Origin of the sequence: Aminobacter aminovorans (assembly GCF_900445235.1) — a bacterium.
Lineage (GTDB): Bacteria > Pseudomonadota > Alphaproteobacteria > Rhizobiales > Rhizobiaceae > Aminobacter > Aminobacter aminovorans.
In genome coordinates, this window is sequence record NZ_UFSM01000002.1 from 87,280 (window position 1) to 103,524 (window position 16,245).

A 16,245-nucleotide genomic window follows, 5' to 3' on the forward strand; every position below is an offset into this window, starting at 1 on the left:
CCAACCGGTTCAGGATTCGGCACCTGCTCGCGCTCCATGCCCCGGCATGGCGATCCTTGCAACTTTTCCGCCCATGCGGGTTCGAGGTGCCTAATCCAGAGCCTGGCCAGGTGAATGTCCTGATGACGACCGTCGGGGATTGGCCAGCCGCCATTGCTTCCCTTGGAACGCCAGCCTTAGATCGATTGATGACAACGATTTCGCAACGCGCCCCCTCGTCCGAATTCCGGTTGCTGGCAGTCCCGCTGGTGCTGTTCCTGCTCGTCTTCCTCGGCTTCCCGGCGATCTTCAACCTCGTCTACTCGGTCTCCGAGGTCAGCTTCGAGACCCTGCGCAGCCCCGAGATATCAGGCTTTTCCAACTTCGCGGCAGTCTGGAACGACAGTTCGTTCTGGCAAGCGAGCTGGTTTTCATTCCGCTTCGGTCTGCTCACCGCAGTGCTCGAATGCTCGCTCGGCCTGTTCCTCGCCATCTTTCTTTCGCCGCTCGTCGAAAGGCGCAGTTGGCTGATGGCGATCCTGATGCTGCCGCTCATGGTTGCGCCGGCGCTTGTCGGCCTGATGTACCGCCTCGTGCTGCACGAATTCGTCGGCCCCGTGCCCTACTATCTCTGGACCTGGTTCGGCGCGAGCTTCTCGTTCCTCGGGCCGACTTCGGCCTTCTGGACGCTGACAGTGGTCGAGACGCTGCAGTGGACACCCTTTGCCTTCCTGCTCTTCTACATGGCTTACCAAGCCATCCCCAAGGAGATCGTCGAGGCCTCTGCCATGGACGGCGCGCGCTATCGCCACCGTCTCTGCTACATCGAGCTGCCGCTGATGGCGCCGACGATCGTTGTCGCCCTGCTCATTCGCTTCATCGACGGCTTCCGCGTCTTCGACAATGTCTATGTGCTGACCGGCAGCGGCCCTGGCGGCTCCACCGCCTCGCTGTCGATCTACATCTATGAAGCCTTCTTCAAGCAGGGTGCCATCGGCAAGGCAGTCGCCGCCTCGGTCATCCTGTTCGTGGTGTCGTTCGCTGTCCTCTACGGGCTCAACGCACTTGCCGCGCGCCGCAAGGGAGCCCGCTGATGATCAACGCCCTCCGCTGGATCGTCTTTGCCATCGCCGCCCTTGCGATGAATTTCCCGATCCTCGTCACGCTCTCGACCTCGTTCAAGAGCGCGCGCGAACTGTCGACCAATCCCGGCCTTTGGGTCTATGCGCCGACGCTCGAAAACTACGCCACCGTCTTCACGGTGTCCGACCGGCTCAACATCTTCCTCTACCTGATGAACAGCATTGCGGTCGCTGCCCTCGGCACATTGCTCGCTGTGGCGCTCGCCTTGCCAGCGGCCTACGCGATCGCCCGCGGCAAGCTCGGCGAACGCACGCTGCTGCCGCTCATCGTCAACCTGCGCGCCGTGCCGCTGATCATCTTCGCCATCCCGCTCTACATGATGTTCCAGTGGCTTTCGCTACTCGACACGCGCCTCGGCCTCGGCCTGATCCTTGCCATCGTCAACCTGCCGCTGGCGCTGGTGATCCTGGTCAACGCCATCCGCGACCTGCCAGGCGAGCTCGACGAGGCGGCGCTGATGGACGGCGCGACGCGCTTCCAGATTCTGGCCAAGGTCATCGCGCCGCTGTGCCGACCGGCCCTCGTTACCAGCCTGATCTTCGGCTTCATCACCGCCTGGAACGAGTTCCTGTTCGGCCTGATGCTGACCACGTCGAAGGCCGTGCCGATCACCGTCGGCGCCTCGTTCTTCTTTGCCGCCAGCGGCGGCGGCGTGCAGTGGGGTGTCGCCTCGGCCGTCATGATCGTCGGCGCGCTGCCGCCAATGCTGCTCGGCCTCATCATGTATCGCCAGATCAGCGGCTCGATGACAGCAGGCGCGGTCAAGGGCTGACACAGTTTCTGCCAGGAGGTTCTATGGCTACGATTTCTCTGCAAAAGGCCGGCAAGCGTTATGGCGGCACCGAGATCATCCGGGATCTCGACCTCGACATTTCAGACGGCGAGTTCGTCGTCATCGTCGGCCCGTCCGGCTGCGGCAAGTCCACGCTTTTGCGCATGATCGCCGGCCTCGAGGAGACCACCTCCGGCCACCTGCTGATCGACGGCCGCGACGTCACCAAGGCGCCGCCGGTCGAGCGCCAGCTCGCCATGGTGTTCCAATCCTACGCGCTTTATCCACACATGACCGTGCGCCAGAACATGGGCTTCGGCCTCAAGCTGGCGAAACTGTCGCCGGATGCGATCAAGGCCAAGGTCGATCAGGCCGCCGACACGCTGAAGCTCGCCCATTTGCTCGACCGCTACCCGCGCCAGCTCTCGGGCGGCCAGCGCCAGCGCGTCGCCATTGGCCGCGCCATCGTGCGCCAACCGGTCGCCTTTTTGTTCGACGAGCCGCTGTCCAATCTGGACGCAGCACTCCGCGTCGACATGCGGCTTGAGATCGCAAAGCTGCACCGGGCGCTCGGCGCCACGATGATCTATGTCACCCACGACCAGGTCGAAGCGATGACGCTGGCCGACCGCATCGTCGTGCTCAAGGAAGGCCGCGTCATGCAGCATGGCAGCCCACACGAGCTCTACGAGCGTCCCGCCAACCTATTCGTCGCCCAGTTCATCGGCAGCCCCAAGATGAACGTGCTCGCCTGCGCCCCGTCGGGCGATGGCAAACTCGACCTGTCCGGCCAAGGCGCGCTGTCGATTGCCTTCTCCGGCGCGCCGACCCAGCTCGGCGCCCGCCCCGAGCATCTGACGCTCGTCGCCTCCAACGAGGGCAACTGCCGCGGCACGGTCGAGGTCGCCGAATACCTCGGCGGCAACACCAGCGTCTTCGTCCGCAACGACCGCCTCGGCCTGATCAACGTCAACGCGCCTGCAGACACATCAGTCCGCATCGGCGAGACGGTCGGCATCGCAATCGACGGCAACCGAGTGACACTGTTCGATGAAAACGGCTCCGCTATCGCCCGTGCTGCATGAGCACAAAATCGCCCAGGGGCGATGATCACGGCAAAGATTGGATCCGCACCTTGGCAGATCACCAGCGGCTGTGACTGGCGGCTTCGCTAGGCGAAATGGGATGGTCCGTACAGACTCGAACATATCTGGGCTGCACGTCGAACAGCTATGCCTGCCCTTCCTGGCGAACCAGAGGCCAAGGAGTGCATAGGGAACTTGGCCACGCCTTGAAGCTTCCAGCGCGAATAACTATCTCACTGCTGTTGCCGCTTTCCTCCTCCCAGGAGTGGCAGCACCAAGCGGCCAACTCCTCCCGTGGCGGCTTCCATATTGAGCCCGTCGCGACCTCCTCCCCGCGGCGGGCTTTCCCTTTTTCAGACCCAGATCGCGACCATTGCGGCTGACACGATGGCTTCCCAAACCTCCGCTCGCTGCGAGCATTCTCCCCATTCACCTTTCCGCTCCGATGCGGACGCGCGGTCTGGTTCCGGCGCGATGACATGACAACATGTGTCGGCAAGAACAGGTTCCACTGGAAAGAAGCCGAAGCATGAGCAAGGACGGTTCGTCTCATTGGGACTTGCGCCCATGCGCCAGTCAGCACCAGCTGGATTCTCGCCGAATGGTCATCATGATTCCTGCGGGTGCACAACAGAACGCTGATCGTGCGGACAGAGCGGCCGCATTTCGCACTGACAACGCATCACCGGAATGAATCGATCAAAGCGGATCGATTCAAACATGTTGTTAGACCTTGCGCGTGTTCACACAGAGACTCTCGGTCATGCGCGCACACTTGGAAGACATTCATCTGCACCGCATCGACCCGGCCCTGAACATGCGCCGGTTCTACGGCCTAACGCTCCAGCCGACTTTGTTTGGTGGCGTATCGGTCATTCGGAACTGGGGGCGGATTGGCACCAGCGGACAAGCCATGGTCGAAACCCACGATAACCCTGACGAGGCTCATCGAGCGCTGAGACGCCTGGAGACGATGAAGAAGCGACGGGGATACGAGGTGCCAGGTACCGGCAGCAGATGCGACGCTGCATAGGGGTGAAACAAGTCTGCGACGTGACAAGCCCTTGCGTGAATGGAGCCGATTAGCGGGTCGCCGCCGTCGAGGGGGGCCCGGCCTATCCGGCGGGGGCCCCGGTTGGGCTCAGTCGCCGCGCCAAGCGTTCGGGCGCGACCAGATGAGGCAGAACGTTTCGCCTTCCTCGTCGTTTCTCGACCTTCCGTCGGCGGTCGAGATCGATGTTCTGGCTAACTAGATGCACGAAGATAGTCGCTTTCTACAAGCGTGCGAACCGCGCGACCTTCCAGGTCGGCGAGACGGCGTTCGGCGCGCTGCATGAGACGGCGGCCCCAAGTATCCGGCGCTGAGTCACCGATGGAGCCGAAAGTCGCAAGCCCAGCAGGAGGGGCAAAGGCGCCGCGGGTCAGAGCAAGAGCTGGCTCCAGCGAAAAGTGGTCCGGGTCCTCAAGCCGTGCGCCGTCATACTCGAAGAGGATGGTCTCGGTGCCCCGGACGCGATTGCTCCTCGCCAGTCCCATTGGGTGCGTGCGGCTTGCGAGATCGACATGCACCTCGAAGTCAGCCATCGCGGGACGATCCGGTTGGCCGCTTGAGGTGGACATGCTTAGGCAGGTCGGCGCTGGCGAGCGCCTGACCAACGCTGTCGTTGCTGATGTCGGCAACCTGGCTCAGGCCGTCGAGCAGGCCGAGCGCCAGCAGGACGCCGGCATAAATGCCGATGCTGACTTTGGTATCCCCTGCTTCGACCCTTTGCAGTGTCGAGCGAGACGTGAAGGCGCGCTCGGCTACGACCGCCATCGGCAGCCGTCGGCGTCGACGGGCATCATGGATGTCCGCCCCAAGTTTGCGCAGCGCTCGCCGAACCGCGGCGGGAGGGTAGTGTGGTGTAGGAATTTTGACACCTTCGTACTACAGATTTACATAATATGTAGCACGAAGATTACATTCTTCCTTGACCGGCCATCTCTCTTAAGCAGGCTTCCTTCTAATGGGCGGCAGGTCGGTACAAATGCCTTCGGCAACTTCGGCGGCCATGCCGATGGTCTCGCCGAGCGTCGGATGCGGGTGGATGGTCTTGCCGATATCGACGGCATCCGCTCCCATCTCGATCGCCAGGCAGATCTCGCCGATCATATCGCCAGCGGCCGGGCCGACGATGGCGCCGCCGATGATGCGGTGCGTCTCCTTGTCGAACACCAGCTTGGTCAGGCCGTAGTCCGCGCCATTGGCAATGGCCCGGCCGGACGCTGCCCATGGGAACTTGCCGACCTCGACAGTGCGGCCCGCTGCCTTGGCGGCGTCCTCGGTCACGCCGACCCATGCGATCTCCGGGTCGGTATAGGCGACCGACGGCACGACCTTGGCGTCCATGAAACTCTTGAGCCCGGTTGCCGCCTCCGCAGCGACGTGGCCCTGGTGCACCGCCTTGTGCGCCAGCATCGGGTTGCCGGTGACATCGCCGACGGCAAAGACGTTCTGGTTATGCGTGCGCATCTGCGCATCGACTTCGATGAACCCCTTGGCGTCGAGGCTAATGCCCGCTATGACAAGTTGCAGCGCCTCGGCCGCTGGTCGCCGGCCTGCCGATTGCAGGATCAGGTCGTAGCGTCGCACGCCCGCCCCCTCACCGCTTGTCGTCACGACAAGGGCATCTTCCTCGGCGATGACGCTTTCGACACGCGCACCCAGAAGGATCGCGTCGAAGCGGTGAGCGTTGCGCTTGCGCCAGGTCTCGACCACGTCACGATCGACATCGGGCAGCAACTTGTCGAGCTGTTCGACCACGTCCACGCGTGCGCCGAGCGCGCTGTAGACTGTGGCCATCTCCAACCCGATGATGCCACCGCCAATGACCAGCATGCGTTCGGGGATGAACGGCAGTTCGAGCGCGCCGGAGGAATCGACGATCCGCGGGTGGTCGGGCAGGAACGGCAGCTTAAGCGGCATCGAGCCTGCGGCGACGATTGCCTTGGCGAAGGCGATCCTGCGGCTTGCTCCATCAAACAACGTGATGTCGACCGCATTGGCCTCGGCAAACGTCGCCGTGCCCCTGACAACCTCGACCTTGCGCTGCCGGGCCATGCCCTTCAGCCCATCGGTGAGCTTGGTGACGACACCGGTCTTGAAGCGGCGCAGCCTGTCGAGATCAAGGGTGGGCGTGTCGAAGGCGACGCCATGGTCGGCGAGGCGCTCGGCGTCCTCCTTGACCGCCGCGACATGCAACAGCGCCTTGGAGGGAATGCAGCCGACATTGAGGCAGACACCACCGAGCGTGGCGTCGCGCTCCACTAGGATCACGCGTTGTCCGAGATCGGCGGCGCGGAAGGCAGCGGAATAGCCGCCCGGTCCGCCGCCGATCACCAGCACGTCGCAATCGGGCGCGGCACCCAGGGCAGGTGATGGCGTGGCTGCTACGATCGGCTTCGCAACTGCGGCCGGCGCTTCATGAGTGGCAGCAGGCTTGGCTTCGCCTCCGCCCGCTGCCGCTTCCACGATGGCGATCAGCGCGCCCTTGGAAACGCGCTGGCCGATGGCCAGTTCGACGGAGGCGATGCGCCCGGCGGAGGGCGACGGCACGTCGATCGAGGCCTTGTCGGATTCGAGCACGATCAGTGTCTGGTCAAGCGCGACCTCGTCGCCCGGCTGGATGTGCACCTCGATGACGGCGACTTCCTTGAAGTCACCCATTTCGGGCACCCTGATTTCGGTGATGCTCATCTTCGCCTCAAACGATCGCGCGGCGGAAATCGCCCAGAAGGGCGGCGATGTGACCAAGGAACCTGGCCGCGGCAACGCCATCGACGACGCGGTGATCCCACGACAGGGAAACCGGCATGATCAGCTTCGGCTGGAAAGCCTTGCCATCCCAGATGGCCTCTATCGCTGAGCGACCGGCGCCGAGGATCGCTGCTTCGGGGGCATTGATGATCGGCGTGAAGCCTGTCCCGCCAATGCCGCCAAGCGACGACACTGAGAAACAGCCGCCCTGCATATCGACGGCCGACAGCCCGGTGCCGCGCGCCTTGTCGGCGAGCGCGCGCATTTCCGTTGCGATCTCAAGAACGCCCTTGCGGTCGCAATCGCGGATCACCGGCACCATCAACCCCTTGGGCGTGTCGGCGGCAAAGCCGATATGGACATAGTTCTTGAGCACCAGCTCCTCGCCGTCGAGCGAGGCGTTGAAGCGTGGGTACGCCTTGAGCGCCAGCGCCGAAGCCTTGATCAGGAAGGCGACCATCGTAACCTTGGCGTCCTTGTTGGCTGCATTGAGCTCCTTGCGGAATTCCTCGAGCCCGGTCACATCGGCCTTGTCGAAGTTGGTGACATGCGGAATGGTCAGCCAGTTGCGGGTGAGATTGCCGCCCGAGATCTTCTGGATGCGCGACAGCGGCTGGCGTTCGACGGGGCCGAACTTCTCGAAGTCGACCGCAGGCCAGGCCGGCAGGCCGGCGCCGATGGCGGAACCGGGCACCTGCACTGGAGAGCCTCCGGCGAGGCGCTCCTTGATATGCGCTGTGATGTCGTTGCGCAGTATCCTGCCCTTTGCGCCGGAAGGCTTTACCATGCCAAGTTCGACGCCAAGCTCACGGGCGAAGGCGCGCACCGACGGCGTCGCGTGGGCTCCGAAAGCGGTCTGCGTCGTGACCGCTGGCAAAGTGCTCGCCATTGGTGCAGCCGGTGCCACCTTCGCCGTGGCCGGCGGTCCTGCCCTAACGGGTGGAACGGCGGCAGCGGCTTCGGTCTTTTTGGTTTCTGGCGTGGCTGCCGAAGGCACCGTGGCCGGCGCGGTCGCATCGATGGTCAGCAGCAGCGCGCCCTGCGACACGCGGCTGCCGAGCGCCACTGCGAACTCCCTGACGGTTCCGGCAAAAGGCGCCGGAATCTCCATCGTTGCCTTGTCGGATTCGACCGTCATCAGCGGGTCTTCGACCGCCACCACGTCGCCCGGCTTCACCAGGAATTCGACGACCGGCACATTCTTGTAGTCGCCTATGTCAGGCAACCTGACTTCCATCTGCTGGCTCATATCAACTCTTTCAGAACTGGAACTCGACCCCGATCAGCGCAACCAAGGCGCATCGATCGCGGCATCAAGACTGTAGCGGGCGATGGCATCGGCAACCGTCTGACGCGTCACAGAACCTTCGGTGGCGAGTGCTGCAAGGGCAGCCACCGCGATGTGGCGATGATCGACCTCGAAGAAGTCGCGCAGCGCGGCACGCGTGTCGCTACGACCGAAGCCGTCGGTGCCGAGCGCGGTGAACGGCGCCTCGACGTATGACGCAATCAGTTGCGGATAGGCGCGGACATAGTCGGTGGCAGCGATGATAGGCGCCGTGCCCGGCAGGCACCCGGCGAGATGACTGACCACTGGCTCAGCGAGCGGGTTGTAACGGTTGTGTCGATCCGCTTCCCTTGCGTCGCGCGACAGTTCGGAGAAGCTGGTGGCGCTCCACACTTCCGAGGCGACGTCCCAATCGTTGGCGAGCATCTGTGCTGCCTCGATCACCTGCGGGAGGATGGTGCCGGAACCGAGCAAGCGAACGTGCCCGGCACTCTTCTTGGGCTTGTGGCTGGCGATCCGGTAGAGCCCCTTGATGATGTCGGCCTCGACGCCTGCCGGCATCGACGGCTGGGCGTAGTTCTCGTTCATCGCAGTGACGTAATAGAACTCGTCCCTGCCCTCTTCCATCATGGCGCGGGCGCCATGGTCGAGAATGACCGCCAGCTCATAGGCGAAGGTCGGGTCATAGGCGCGGCAGTTTGGAACGGTCGACGCAACGAGAAGGCTCGATCCATCCTGGTGCTGCAAGCCTTCGCCGGCCAGCGTGGTCCGGCCTGCGGTCGCCCCGATCAGGAAGCCGCGCGAGCGCTGGTCGGCCGCTGCCCAGATCAGATCGCCGACACGCTGGAAGCCAAACATCGAATAGTAGATGTAGACCGGCAGCATGGCGAGGTTGTGCACGCTGTAGGACGTGGCGGCAGCCACCCAGGACGAGACTGCGCCGGCCTCGGTGATACCCTCCTCGAGCAGTTGCCCGTTCTTGGCCTCCTTGTAATACAGCATCGAGCCGGCATCCTCGGGCTCGTAGAGCTGGCCGACCGGCGAATAGATGCCGACCTGGCGGAACAGATTGGCCATGCCGAAGGTACGCGCCTCGTCGGCGACGATCGGCACGATGCGCGGCCCGATCTCCTTGTCCTTGATCATGTTGCCAAGCAACCTGACCGCGGCCATGGTCGTCGACATCTCCTTACCCTCGGCATTGAGAGCGAAATCGGCGTAGCTTGCCAGCGGTGGTATCGCCACCCGATCGGCTGTTCGGCGACGCGCCGGCAGGTAGCCTCCAAGCGCCTCGCGGCGCGCCCGGAGATAGTTGAGCTCGGCGCTGTCTTCAGCCGGCTTGTAGAACGTGACCTGCTCTGCCTGCTCGTTGCTGATCGGCAAGGCAAAGCGGTCGCGGAAAGCCAGCAGGGCTTCAACGTCGAGCTTCTTTGACTGATGCACCGTCATGCGTGACTCGCCGGCAGCGCCCATGCCAAAACCCTTCTTGGTCTTGGCCAGGATGACAGTCGGCCGACCCTTGGTGGCCCTTGCCGCCTCGAAGGCCGCAAACAACTTTCGGAAGTCGTGACCACCGCGCTTCAGCGCGTCGATGTCGCTGTCCGACATATGGGCGACCAGCGCCTTGACCTCGGGATCCTCCTCGAAGAAGTGCGCCAGGTTGTAAGCTCCATCCTTGGCGCCGAGCGTCTGGTACTTGCCATCGACGGTGGCGGCAAATCGACGGAGCAGCGCGTGCTGGGTGTCGCGTGCAAACAGCGCGTCCCACTCCGAACCCCACAGCACCTTGATGACGTTCCAACCCGCCCCGCGGAAAGTGCTTTCCAGTTCCTGGATGATCTGGCCATTGCCGCGCACCGGGCCGTCGAGCCGCTGCAGGTTGCAATTGATGATGAAGGTCAGGTTGTCGAGCTTTTCACGTGCCGCGATCGACAGGCCGGCGATCGATTCCGGCTCGTCCATCTCGCCGTCACCGAACACCCCCCAGACGTGGCGACCCTCGGTATCGGCGAGGCTCCGGTCGTTGAGGTAGCGCATGAAGCGGGCCTGGTAGACCGCGGTGATCGGACCGATGCCCATTGACCCTGTCGGCACCTGCCAGAAGTCGGGCATCAGCCAGGGATGCGGATAGGAGCACAGGCCGGTGCCGCCGATCTCCTGGCGGTAATGCTGGAGATGCTCTTCCGAAAGCCGCCCTTCCAGATAGGCGCGCGCATACACGCCTGGCGCCGAATGCGGTTGGAAAAACACGACGTCCCCGTCGCCCGCACCAGTGTCGGCGCGAAAGAAGTGGTTGAAGCCGACCTCGAAGATCTCCGCTGCAGAGGCATAGCTGCCGATGTGGCCGCCGAGCTCGCCATAGGCCTTGTTGGCCTTCACCACCATCGCCAGCGCGTTCCAGCGGATGATCGCGGTGATGCGTTCCTCCATGCCAAGATCGCCTGGGAACGGCGGCTGCTTTTCGAGCGAAATGCTGTTGCGATAGGGTGAATACGGCAGCGGCTCATGCACGATGCCGAGTTCCTTGGCCTTGCGGTCGAGTTCTCCGAGGATGAATTCGGCCCGCGTGCCGCCCGAACTGACGAACAAGGACTCGAGCGAGGCCAGCCAGTCGGCTGTCTCCTGCGGGTCGCCGTCAAATCCGGCGCTGGCATCACCGATGGGGGCGGACGGGGTCTTGGTGAGCATGATGGCGCTCCAGCTCCTTGAATTTCCACTTGCGCGCGAGGATAGCGGCAAGGCTCCGGCATTTCCTGCCGAAGGTGTTGCAAATTTCGGCAAATGCAGCAGATAATGCTGCAGTGTATTTTCCATTCAGCAGGATATGCTGCACATGCATCTCGACGCGATAGACATGCGTATCCTCTCGGAAATCCAGGAGGACGCCAGCCTGACAAACGCCGAGCTTGCCGCGCGCGTCGGGCTGTCGGCCTCCCCGTGCCTTGCCCGCGTGCGCGCACTTGACGAGGCGGGCATCATAACCCGTCGCGTCGCCCTTCTCGATCCGATGCTGCTGGGCGCTGATGTCAGCGTCTTCATCCAGGTGACACTGGAGAAGCAGACCGAGGCATTGCTCGATGTTTTCGAGGCGGCGATGGCCGGCTTTCCCGAGGTCATGGAGTGCTATCTGATGACCGGCGATTCCGACTATCTGCTGCGCGTTGTCGTGCGGGACACGGTTGCGCTCCAGCATTTCATCGTCGACCGCCTGTCCAAGACGCGCGGTGTCGCCAACATCCGCTCGAGCTTTGCCCTCAAGCAGGTCAAGTACAAGACTGCCCTCCCACTGGAGCAGCTTGCCAGCCCGCGCGCGCGTCGATAGCCCGCGTGGACCCGTGTCTATGTCGAGCAGCCTCGCTATCATGCTATGTCGCCGCGGTCAGATGCGGAAACGCGACCGGTGGCAGGACCGAGCATACGGTCGTCTTGTTTGGGTCGCCCTTATTTGCGGCGATATTGGCGGAGGGGTTTTCAGTGAGCATGATGGCTCTCCAACTCCTTGAGTTTCCCCTGCGCGCGAGGAGGCGATCAGCCACTGGGCGTGATGTCAGCTGAATAATCAGGTCAGGGTTACGGATGCGGCGTCGCGCTCGATCCGCTGCTGAGCATCGACCACTTGTGCTCGAAGGCTTGCCCAATCGATGCCGATCATCTCGCCGTGTCGTTTGCGTGCGACGCCGCGCACCCAAACGCTGTCAATGTCGGACAAGCCGGCAAAATTCACAACGCGATCCGCCAGGCTGCCCAAGGTGGCAAAGCCGATGCGCGATGTCCTGAGAAGTACTAGGTCGGCATGCTTTCCAATAGTGATCGACCCCGTGGCGTCGCCCAGGCGCATGGCCTTGGCGCCCCATCTAGTCACGAAGTCCAGCACGTCCGCAGATTTATACTCCTTGGCAATTTCGGAGTATTCCGCTGAACGATATAGACTCCAAAAGCCTGCCCTGACGTGCTCGAAATAGTCATCGGTCAACGCCATGTTCACGTCGAGCCCGAGCCCTGCGGGGACTCCCATCTGCCGTGCCTTACCGTGAATGGAGGCTGCAGGATAAGGAAATTCCCCCATCGCACAGGAGCAGATCATCCCACCGGAATCTCGGAGCATTTCGAGTTCGGCATTCGACATCTCAACGCCGTGAGAAACCTGAAAATCCGGGCCGAGCAGACCCGCGGCATGAAGGTCGGCAATGCCGCGATAGACACCAGAGGGGGGCATTGGTTTCGGTTTGTGGAGATGGCAGCATATCAAATGCGGATTGAACGAACGAGCGCGTTCAAACTCCACCTTCATGTCTTTCATACTGCGCTGGCCCAACCCCTCGCTGATTGCGATGCCAAACTTCACCGGCCTATCGCTCTCCTCGGAGAACATCTCGCGAAGCAGTGCTGCCGTCTCATAGTTGGACTCTTGTGGCGCCCCGTTCCTTTCGGCCGTTGCCTGCGCTTCTGGTACTGTGTCCCCGGGTCCATAAGTCGGATTGTGAGATGCCTGGTAGCAGAACACCCCGGAGACGCCGGATGCGACGAAACCGCGTGCCCCAGCGAGCGCCTTTTCCTTGGTATGGTGGGCATGGGCGTAGTCCAGCACGCTCGTCACGCCCGAGTTGATCGCCTGGAGTCCGCCGACATATCCGGCGAGATGGAAATCTTCCGGCGTCATGCACACCATGGTGCGCATTTTCCATCTTTGGTAGCCGGAGTATTTCTGCGGATCGGTCTTGACGAGTCTGCCGGCGTGAAGGCCCAGCCAAAGATGCCTGTGACCATCGTTCATGCCCGGCATCAGGATCATACCGGCCGCATCGACCCGTTCGGCGTCGCCGGCATCGATGCCTATTCCGATGTTGGCGATCTTTCCGTCCCGGATCAGCACATCCGCACCAGCTAGCTCGCCCAGCTTGTGGTCCATCGTCAAGACGTCGGCGCCTTGGATTAGTATTGCGCGCTTTGCTCCCCCGACCGCCGCAACAGCAGGCGCAGGGCGATTGGTCGAGGCTACAGCGATGGCCGCGGCCCCTGTTGCGCCCAATTTAAGAAACTCCTTACGTGTGATGTCGGTCATCTGGTTCTCCTCCATCGATACAAAGTGGAAAATGCGGGCGCAGCAGCTATTCGGCTGTCATCGGAGATGGTCGCACTGCATCCTGGTCAGCAACAGGCATCAGTTCTGGAACTTAAAGTTCCAATTCCGCCAGGCCGTTTCGATGGACAACGCGACGCATCGCCAAGCCGGAGAACCGGCGTAGCATTCACACAGGAGGGCATTGCCCACCAACGCGTGCGGGCGAAGCTCTTGTCGGATCCGTCGTTAGAATGTCGGCGGCGTGTTTATCCAGAGGACCACTGCCTCGCCCGGACCAGGATTGTAAAACGAGTGGGGCGCCTCCGAGCGGAAGCAGAACGAGTCACCCTTGCCGAGAACATGAGTCTGCTTGTCGATGGTTAGCTCGATAAAGCCATCCATAACGAAACCGGCCTCTTCTCCCACGTGCGAATAGTCGCCGGCTGAACCATGGCCAGCGGTAATGGTGATCAGATTTCCCTGCAGCGTGCGTTCGGGGGAATGAGGAATGATCTGCTCGATCCTGACCCCTTGATGAGGATCTCCCAGATAGTCGAGCGCGACCTCTTTCCGTTCACTCGCACGGACCAGCATGCAACTCTCGTTTTCCGAGCCGGAAAGGAAGGAAGCCATGCTGGTGCCGAGACCGGCAACCAGCTTGTGCAGCACCGACAGCGAAGGCAGAAGCCGGCCGTTCTCCACGCGCGACACCAAACTCGCCGAACAATTCGCCTTGCTGGCGAGATCGACCAGTGTAAGGCCCTGTGCCCGCCGCATTGTCTGCAGCCGGCGACCTATGCGCACGGCCTCAAGTGCCGCAGGTTCGGTGGTGTCGATAGCAGCAGCCCTCGCGTTACTAGGCAGCGCTTCGGCGCGCCTCTTTCGTTCCGGCTTCGCCTTGTCGGCAATGCTGTCGGCCACAGTCTTCAACTTGGAGCTTGAACCGTTCTTCATAAGAAACCGATTATCAGATCAGCCGTAGAAGTCATCAGGGTCAGATCCTCGTGCCTTCGAGTGAAAAGAGACCCCGGCGCAGCGCCGTCCATCGGATTTCGCAGCGCCGGGTCGCGCGCCTCCTACGGGCGCCATCCTTTGGGAGGATGCATGTTGGCCCGATCCACGGTTTCCAGATTATCCATCGTCACGGCGATCAACGGCACGTCGATGATTTTCGGATCAAGCTTGATGCCTTTCATCAGATCCGCGACCACGCGGACCTCGGTGCGTCCAATCAGCACCGGCTGCTGGGCTACGACATAGTCCGCACAACCGGCCCGCATCATTTCTTCCGCTTCCTCACCAAGAACCGAGAAGATCACCTTGGTCTTGCCGCAGCGGTCCGCGGCTTTCACCGCGCGCGCTGCCCCGACACCGAAAACGTCATCCGCACCGTACAGCATGTCGAGATCAGGATTGCGCTGAAGCATCTCGCTCGCGCGAGTAAGCGAAATCGCCGCGTCTTGCTCGCTTGTCATCTCTGCAACCACTACGATGTTGGTGCCGGCAATGTCCTCCTTGAAGCATCTGAGCCGTTCGACCGCCCAGAACGAACCTGCAGGGCCCGCCAGCAGTCCGATTGTACCGCCTGCCGGCATCAGCTTCTTGGCGCCTGCGGCCAGTTCGCGACCGATGTTGCAATGGCTGGACGACACCGCAGCGTCAGGCTCGACGTCGCTGGCGACCACATTCACGCCAGCGCCGACAAGGAATATCCCTGCCCCGCGTGCCTGCATCGCGACGCCATTCAGAGCTGCTGGATCGCCCGGATCGATCAGAACCGCTTTGACCCCCTTGATGACCAGGTTCGAAACCTGGTCGAGCTGCTTGTCGATATTGGCGTAGCCGCCCGCGTCCTGCACCACCACCTCGAACCCTAGCTTGCTGGCCTCGTCGAGAATCCCGTACAGCTCAGCGGTGGGATAGGGGCCCTTGAGATTAGGCTTTGACAGCCCAATTATCGGCTTCACATCCTGCGCGGTGGCTGGAACTGCGAGCACCGCACCGAGTGCAACTGCCCAAGTCAAGCCGCTAAAGATCCCTTTGTATTTCATTTTTCCTTCCCCTTTGTTGTTGGTTGTGGTCGCTCTCCCTGCGGCCGGTCAGTGTCCCGCTTTGCGGCGCATGCCCGCTTGGTCCAGCGCCACTGCTGCGATCAGCGACATTCCGATGATCATCATTTGCGTGTATGATGAGACGTTAAGCAGGTTGAGCCCGTTGGCGAGAATGCTGATGAAGGCGACGCCAAAGGCGACGTTGATTGCCGATCCTCGCCCTCCGGCGAGCGACACACCGCCGAGCACGACCGCAGCGATAGATTCTAGTGGCAACGTAGCGCCAAGGGTCGGTTGCCCGGAGGAAACACGCGCCGTAAGAATGATAGCTCCGATTGCGGCAGTCAGCCCGCAGAAAGCATAGGATGCAATCCTGATGCGCTCGACACGGATGCCGGAAAGACGAGCCGCCTCCTCATTGCCACCGACGGCGCGGACATGGCGCCCGAAGCGCGTGTAGCGAAGGGCAACTTCAGCCAATAGCAGCGTCACGGCCGCAATAAGTACTGGCATCGGAATACCCAATATCGATCGATAGGCGAGTTGCCCGAAGCTGGAAGGCAGACCGGGAATGGGAACGCCGCCGGCGAGATTGAGCGCCAGGCCCGCGGTCACAGAAAGCATAGCGAGCGTGGCGATGAACGGGGATACACGCAGGCGAGTGATGATCAGCCCGTTCACCAATCCGACGCACGCACCACATATCAGCGCGGCCACAATCCCCGGTGCAATGCCATATTCACGCATGACGAAAGCCAATACGACACTGACGAGCGCAACTGTCGAGCCGACGGAAAGGTCGAGGCCGGCCGTCAGAATCACAAATGTCTGGCCGAACGCAACGGCGGCAAGCGCGGCCGCGGCCACGCCGATGTTCCTGAAGTTCTGGGCTGTAAGAAAGACCTCGGAGAAAACCGAAAACAAAATGACCATGCCGATCGTCGCGGCTGGCAATGCGATTTCCATCCCGCGTTCACGCACGATACGCACCAGTATCTGGCGCCAGTAGCGTGCTCCATCAAGCGGTTGTGTTTTTTCACCGTAAGCCTGCATATCACCAATCCCCTGC

Annotated in this window: 13 protein-coding genes and 1 pseudogene; 5 read left to right on the top strand and 9 right to left on the bottom strand. The window is 62.2% G+C overall.

The window, feature by feature from the left end:
* Positions 1-188 precede the first annotated feature (188 nt).
* The 4 genes from DY201_RS24955 (at position 189) to DY201_RS24970 (ending at position 4,012) form a co-directional block, all read left to right on the top strand.
* Complete coding sequence (locus DY201_RS24955; RefSeq protein ID WP_115734037.1) at positions 189-1,073, top strand: carbohydrate ABC transporter permease; 885 nt, start codon at positions 189-191, stop codon at positions 1,071-1,073.
* The gene (locus tag DY201_RS24960; RefSeq protein WP_115734038.1) at positions 1,073-1,894 is read left to right on the top strand and encodes a carbohydrate ABC transporter permease; all 822 of its coding nucleotides are present in this window, start codon (positions 1,073-1,075) and stop codon (positions 1,892-1,894) included. The genes DY201_RS24955 and DY201_RS24960 overlap by 1 nt, the downstream gene beginning before the upstream one ends.
* Before the next feature lie 23 nt (positions 1,895-1,917).
* The gene (locus DY201_RS24965; RefSeq protein WP_115734039.1) at positions 1,918-2,979 is read left to right on the top strand and encodes an ABC transporter ATP-binding protein; all 1,062 of its coding nucleotides are present in this window, start codon (positions 1,918-1,920) and stop codon (positions 2,977-2,979) included.
* A gap of 817 nt (positions 2,980-3,796) precedes the next feature.
* Positions 3,797-4,012, top strand: coding sequence for a WGR domain-containing protein (locus DY201_RS24970; RefSeq protein WP_425358766.1), 216 nt, complete (start codon positions 3,797-3,799; stop codon positions 4,010-4,012).
* Positions 4,013-4,239: 227 nt separating this feature from the next.
* Here DY201_RS24970 and DY201_RS24975 read toward each other — a convergent pair.
* The 5 genes and pseudogenes from DY201_RS24975 to mdeB form a co-directional block, all read right to left on the bottom strand.
* A pseudogene (locus DY201_RS24975) lies at positions 4,240-4,563 on the bottom strand (type II toxin-antitoxin system HipA family toxin); the annotation flags it as partial.
* Positions 4,556-4,891 (bottom strand): helix-turn-helix domain-containing protein, encoded by a 336-nt coding sequence (locus tag DY201_RS24980; protein ID WP_115734040.1) that lies wholly within the window; start codon positions 4,889-4,891, stop codon positions 4,556-4,558. The gene DY201_RS24980 and the pseudogene DY201_RS24975, both read right to left, overlap by 8 nt.
* A gap of 75 nt (positions 4,892-4,966) precedes the next feature.
* Positions 4,967-6,715, bottom strand: coding sequence for a dihydrolipoyl dehydrogenase (gene lpdA / locus DY201_RS24985; RefSeq protein ID WP_115734041.1), 1,749 nt, complete (start codon positions 6,713-6,715; stop codon positions 4,967-4,969).
* 7 nt (positions 6,716-6,722) lie between these two features.
* Positions 6,723-8,024: a 2-oxo acid dehydrogenase subunit E2 gene (locus DY201_RS24990; protein WP_115734042.1), complete on the bottom strand. Its 1,302-nt coding sequence runs from the start codon at positions 8,022-8,024 to the stop codon at positions 6,723-6,725.
* A gap of 33 nt (positions 8,025-8,057) precedes the next feature.
* Positions 8,058-10,751, bottom strand: a complete 2,694-nt coding sequence (mdeB, locus tag DY201_RS24995; RefSeq protein WP_115734043.1) for an alpha-ketoglutarate dehydrogenase — start codon at positions 10,749-10,751, stop codon at positions 8,058-8,060.
* Between the two features lie 145 nt (positions 10,752-10,896).
* On the opposite strand from mdeB, the gene DY201_RS25000 reads away from it, so the two are divergent.
* A complete protein-coding gene (locus tag DY201_RS25000; RefSeq protein WP_207904348.1) occupies positions 10,897-11,385 on the top strand; it encodes an Lrp/AsnC family transcriptional regulator in 489 nt (162 codons plus the stop codon).
* Between the two features lie 237 nt (positions 11,386-11,622).
* On the opposite strand, the gene DY201_RS25005 is transcribed toward DY201_RS25000, so the two are convergent.
* The 4 genes from DY201_RS25005 to DY201_RS25020 form a co-directional block, all read right to left on the bottom strand.
* On the bottom strand, positions 11,623-13,125 hold the full coding sequence (locus DY201_RS25005) for an amidohydrolase family protein (protein WP_207904347.1): 1,503 nt from the start codon (positions 13,123-13,125) through the stop codon (positions 11,623-11,625).
* A 246-nt stretch (positions 13,126-13,371) separates the two neighbouring features.
* Positions 13,372-14,079, bottom strand: coding sequence for a cupin domain-containing protein (locus DY201_RS25010; RefSeq protein ID WP_115734045.1), 708 nt, complete (start codon positions 14,077-14,079; stop codon positions 13,372-13,374).
* A 122-nt stretch (positions 14,080-14,201) separates the two neighbouring features.
* Positions 14,202-15,176: a sugar ABC transporter substrate-binding protein gene (locus DY201_RS25015; protein ID WP_115734046.1), complete on the bottom strand. Its 975-nt coding sequence runs from the start codon at positions 15,174-15,176 to the stop codon at positions 14,202-14,204.
* A 48-nt stretch (positions 15,177-15,224) separates the two neighbouring features.
* Positions 15,225-16,229, bottom strand: a complete 1,005-nt coding sequence (locus tag DY201_RS25020) for an ABC transporter permease (RefSeq protein WP_165915990.1) — start codon at positions 16,227-16,229, stop codon at positions 15,225-15,227.
* Positions 16,230-16,245 lie beyond the last annotated feature (16 nt).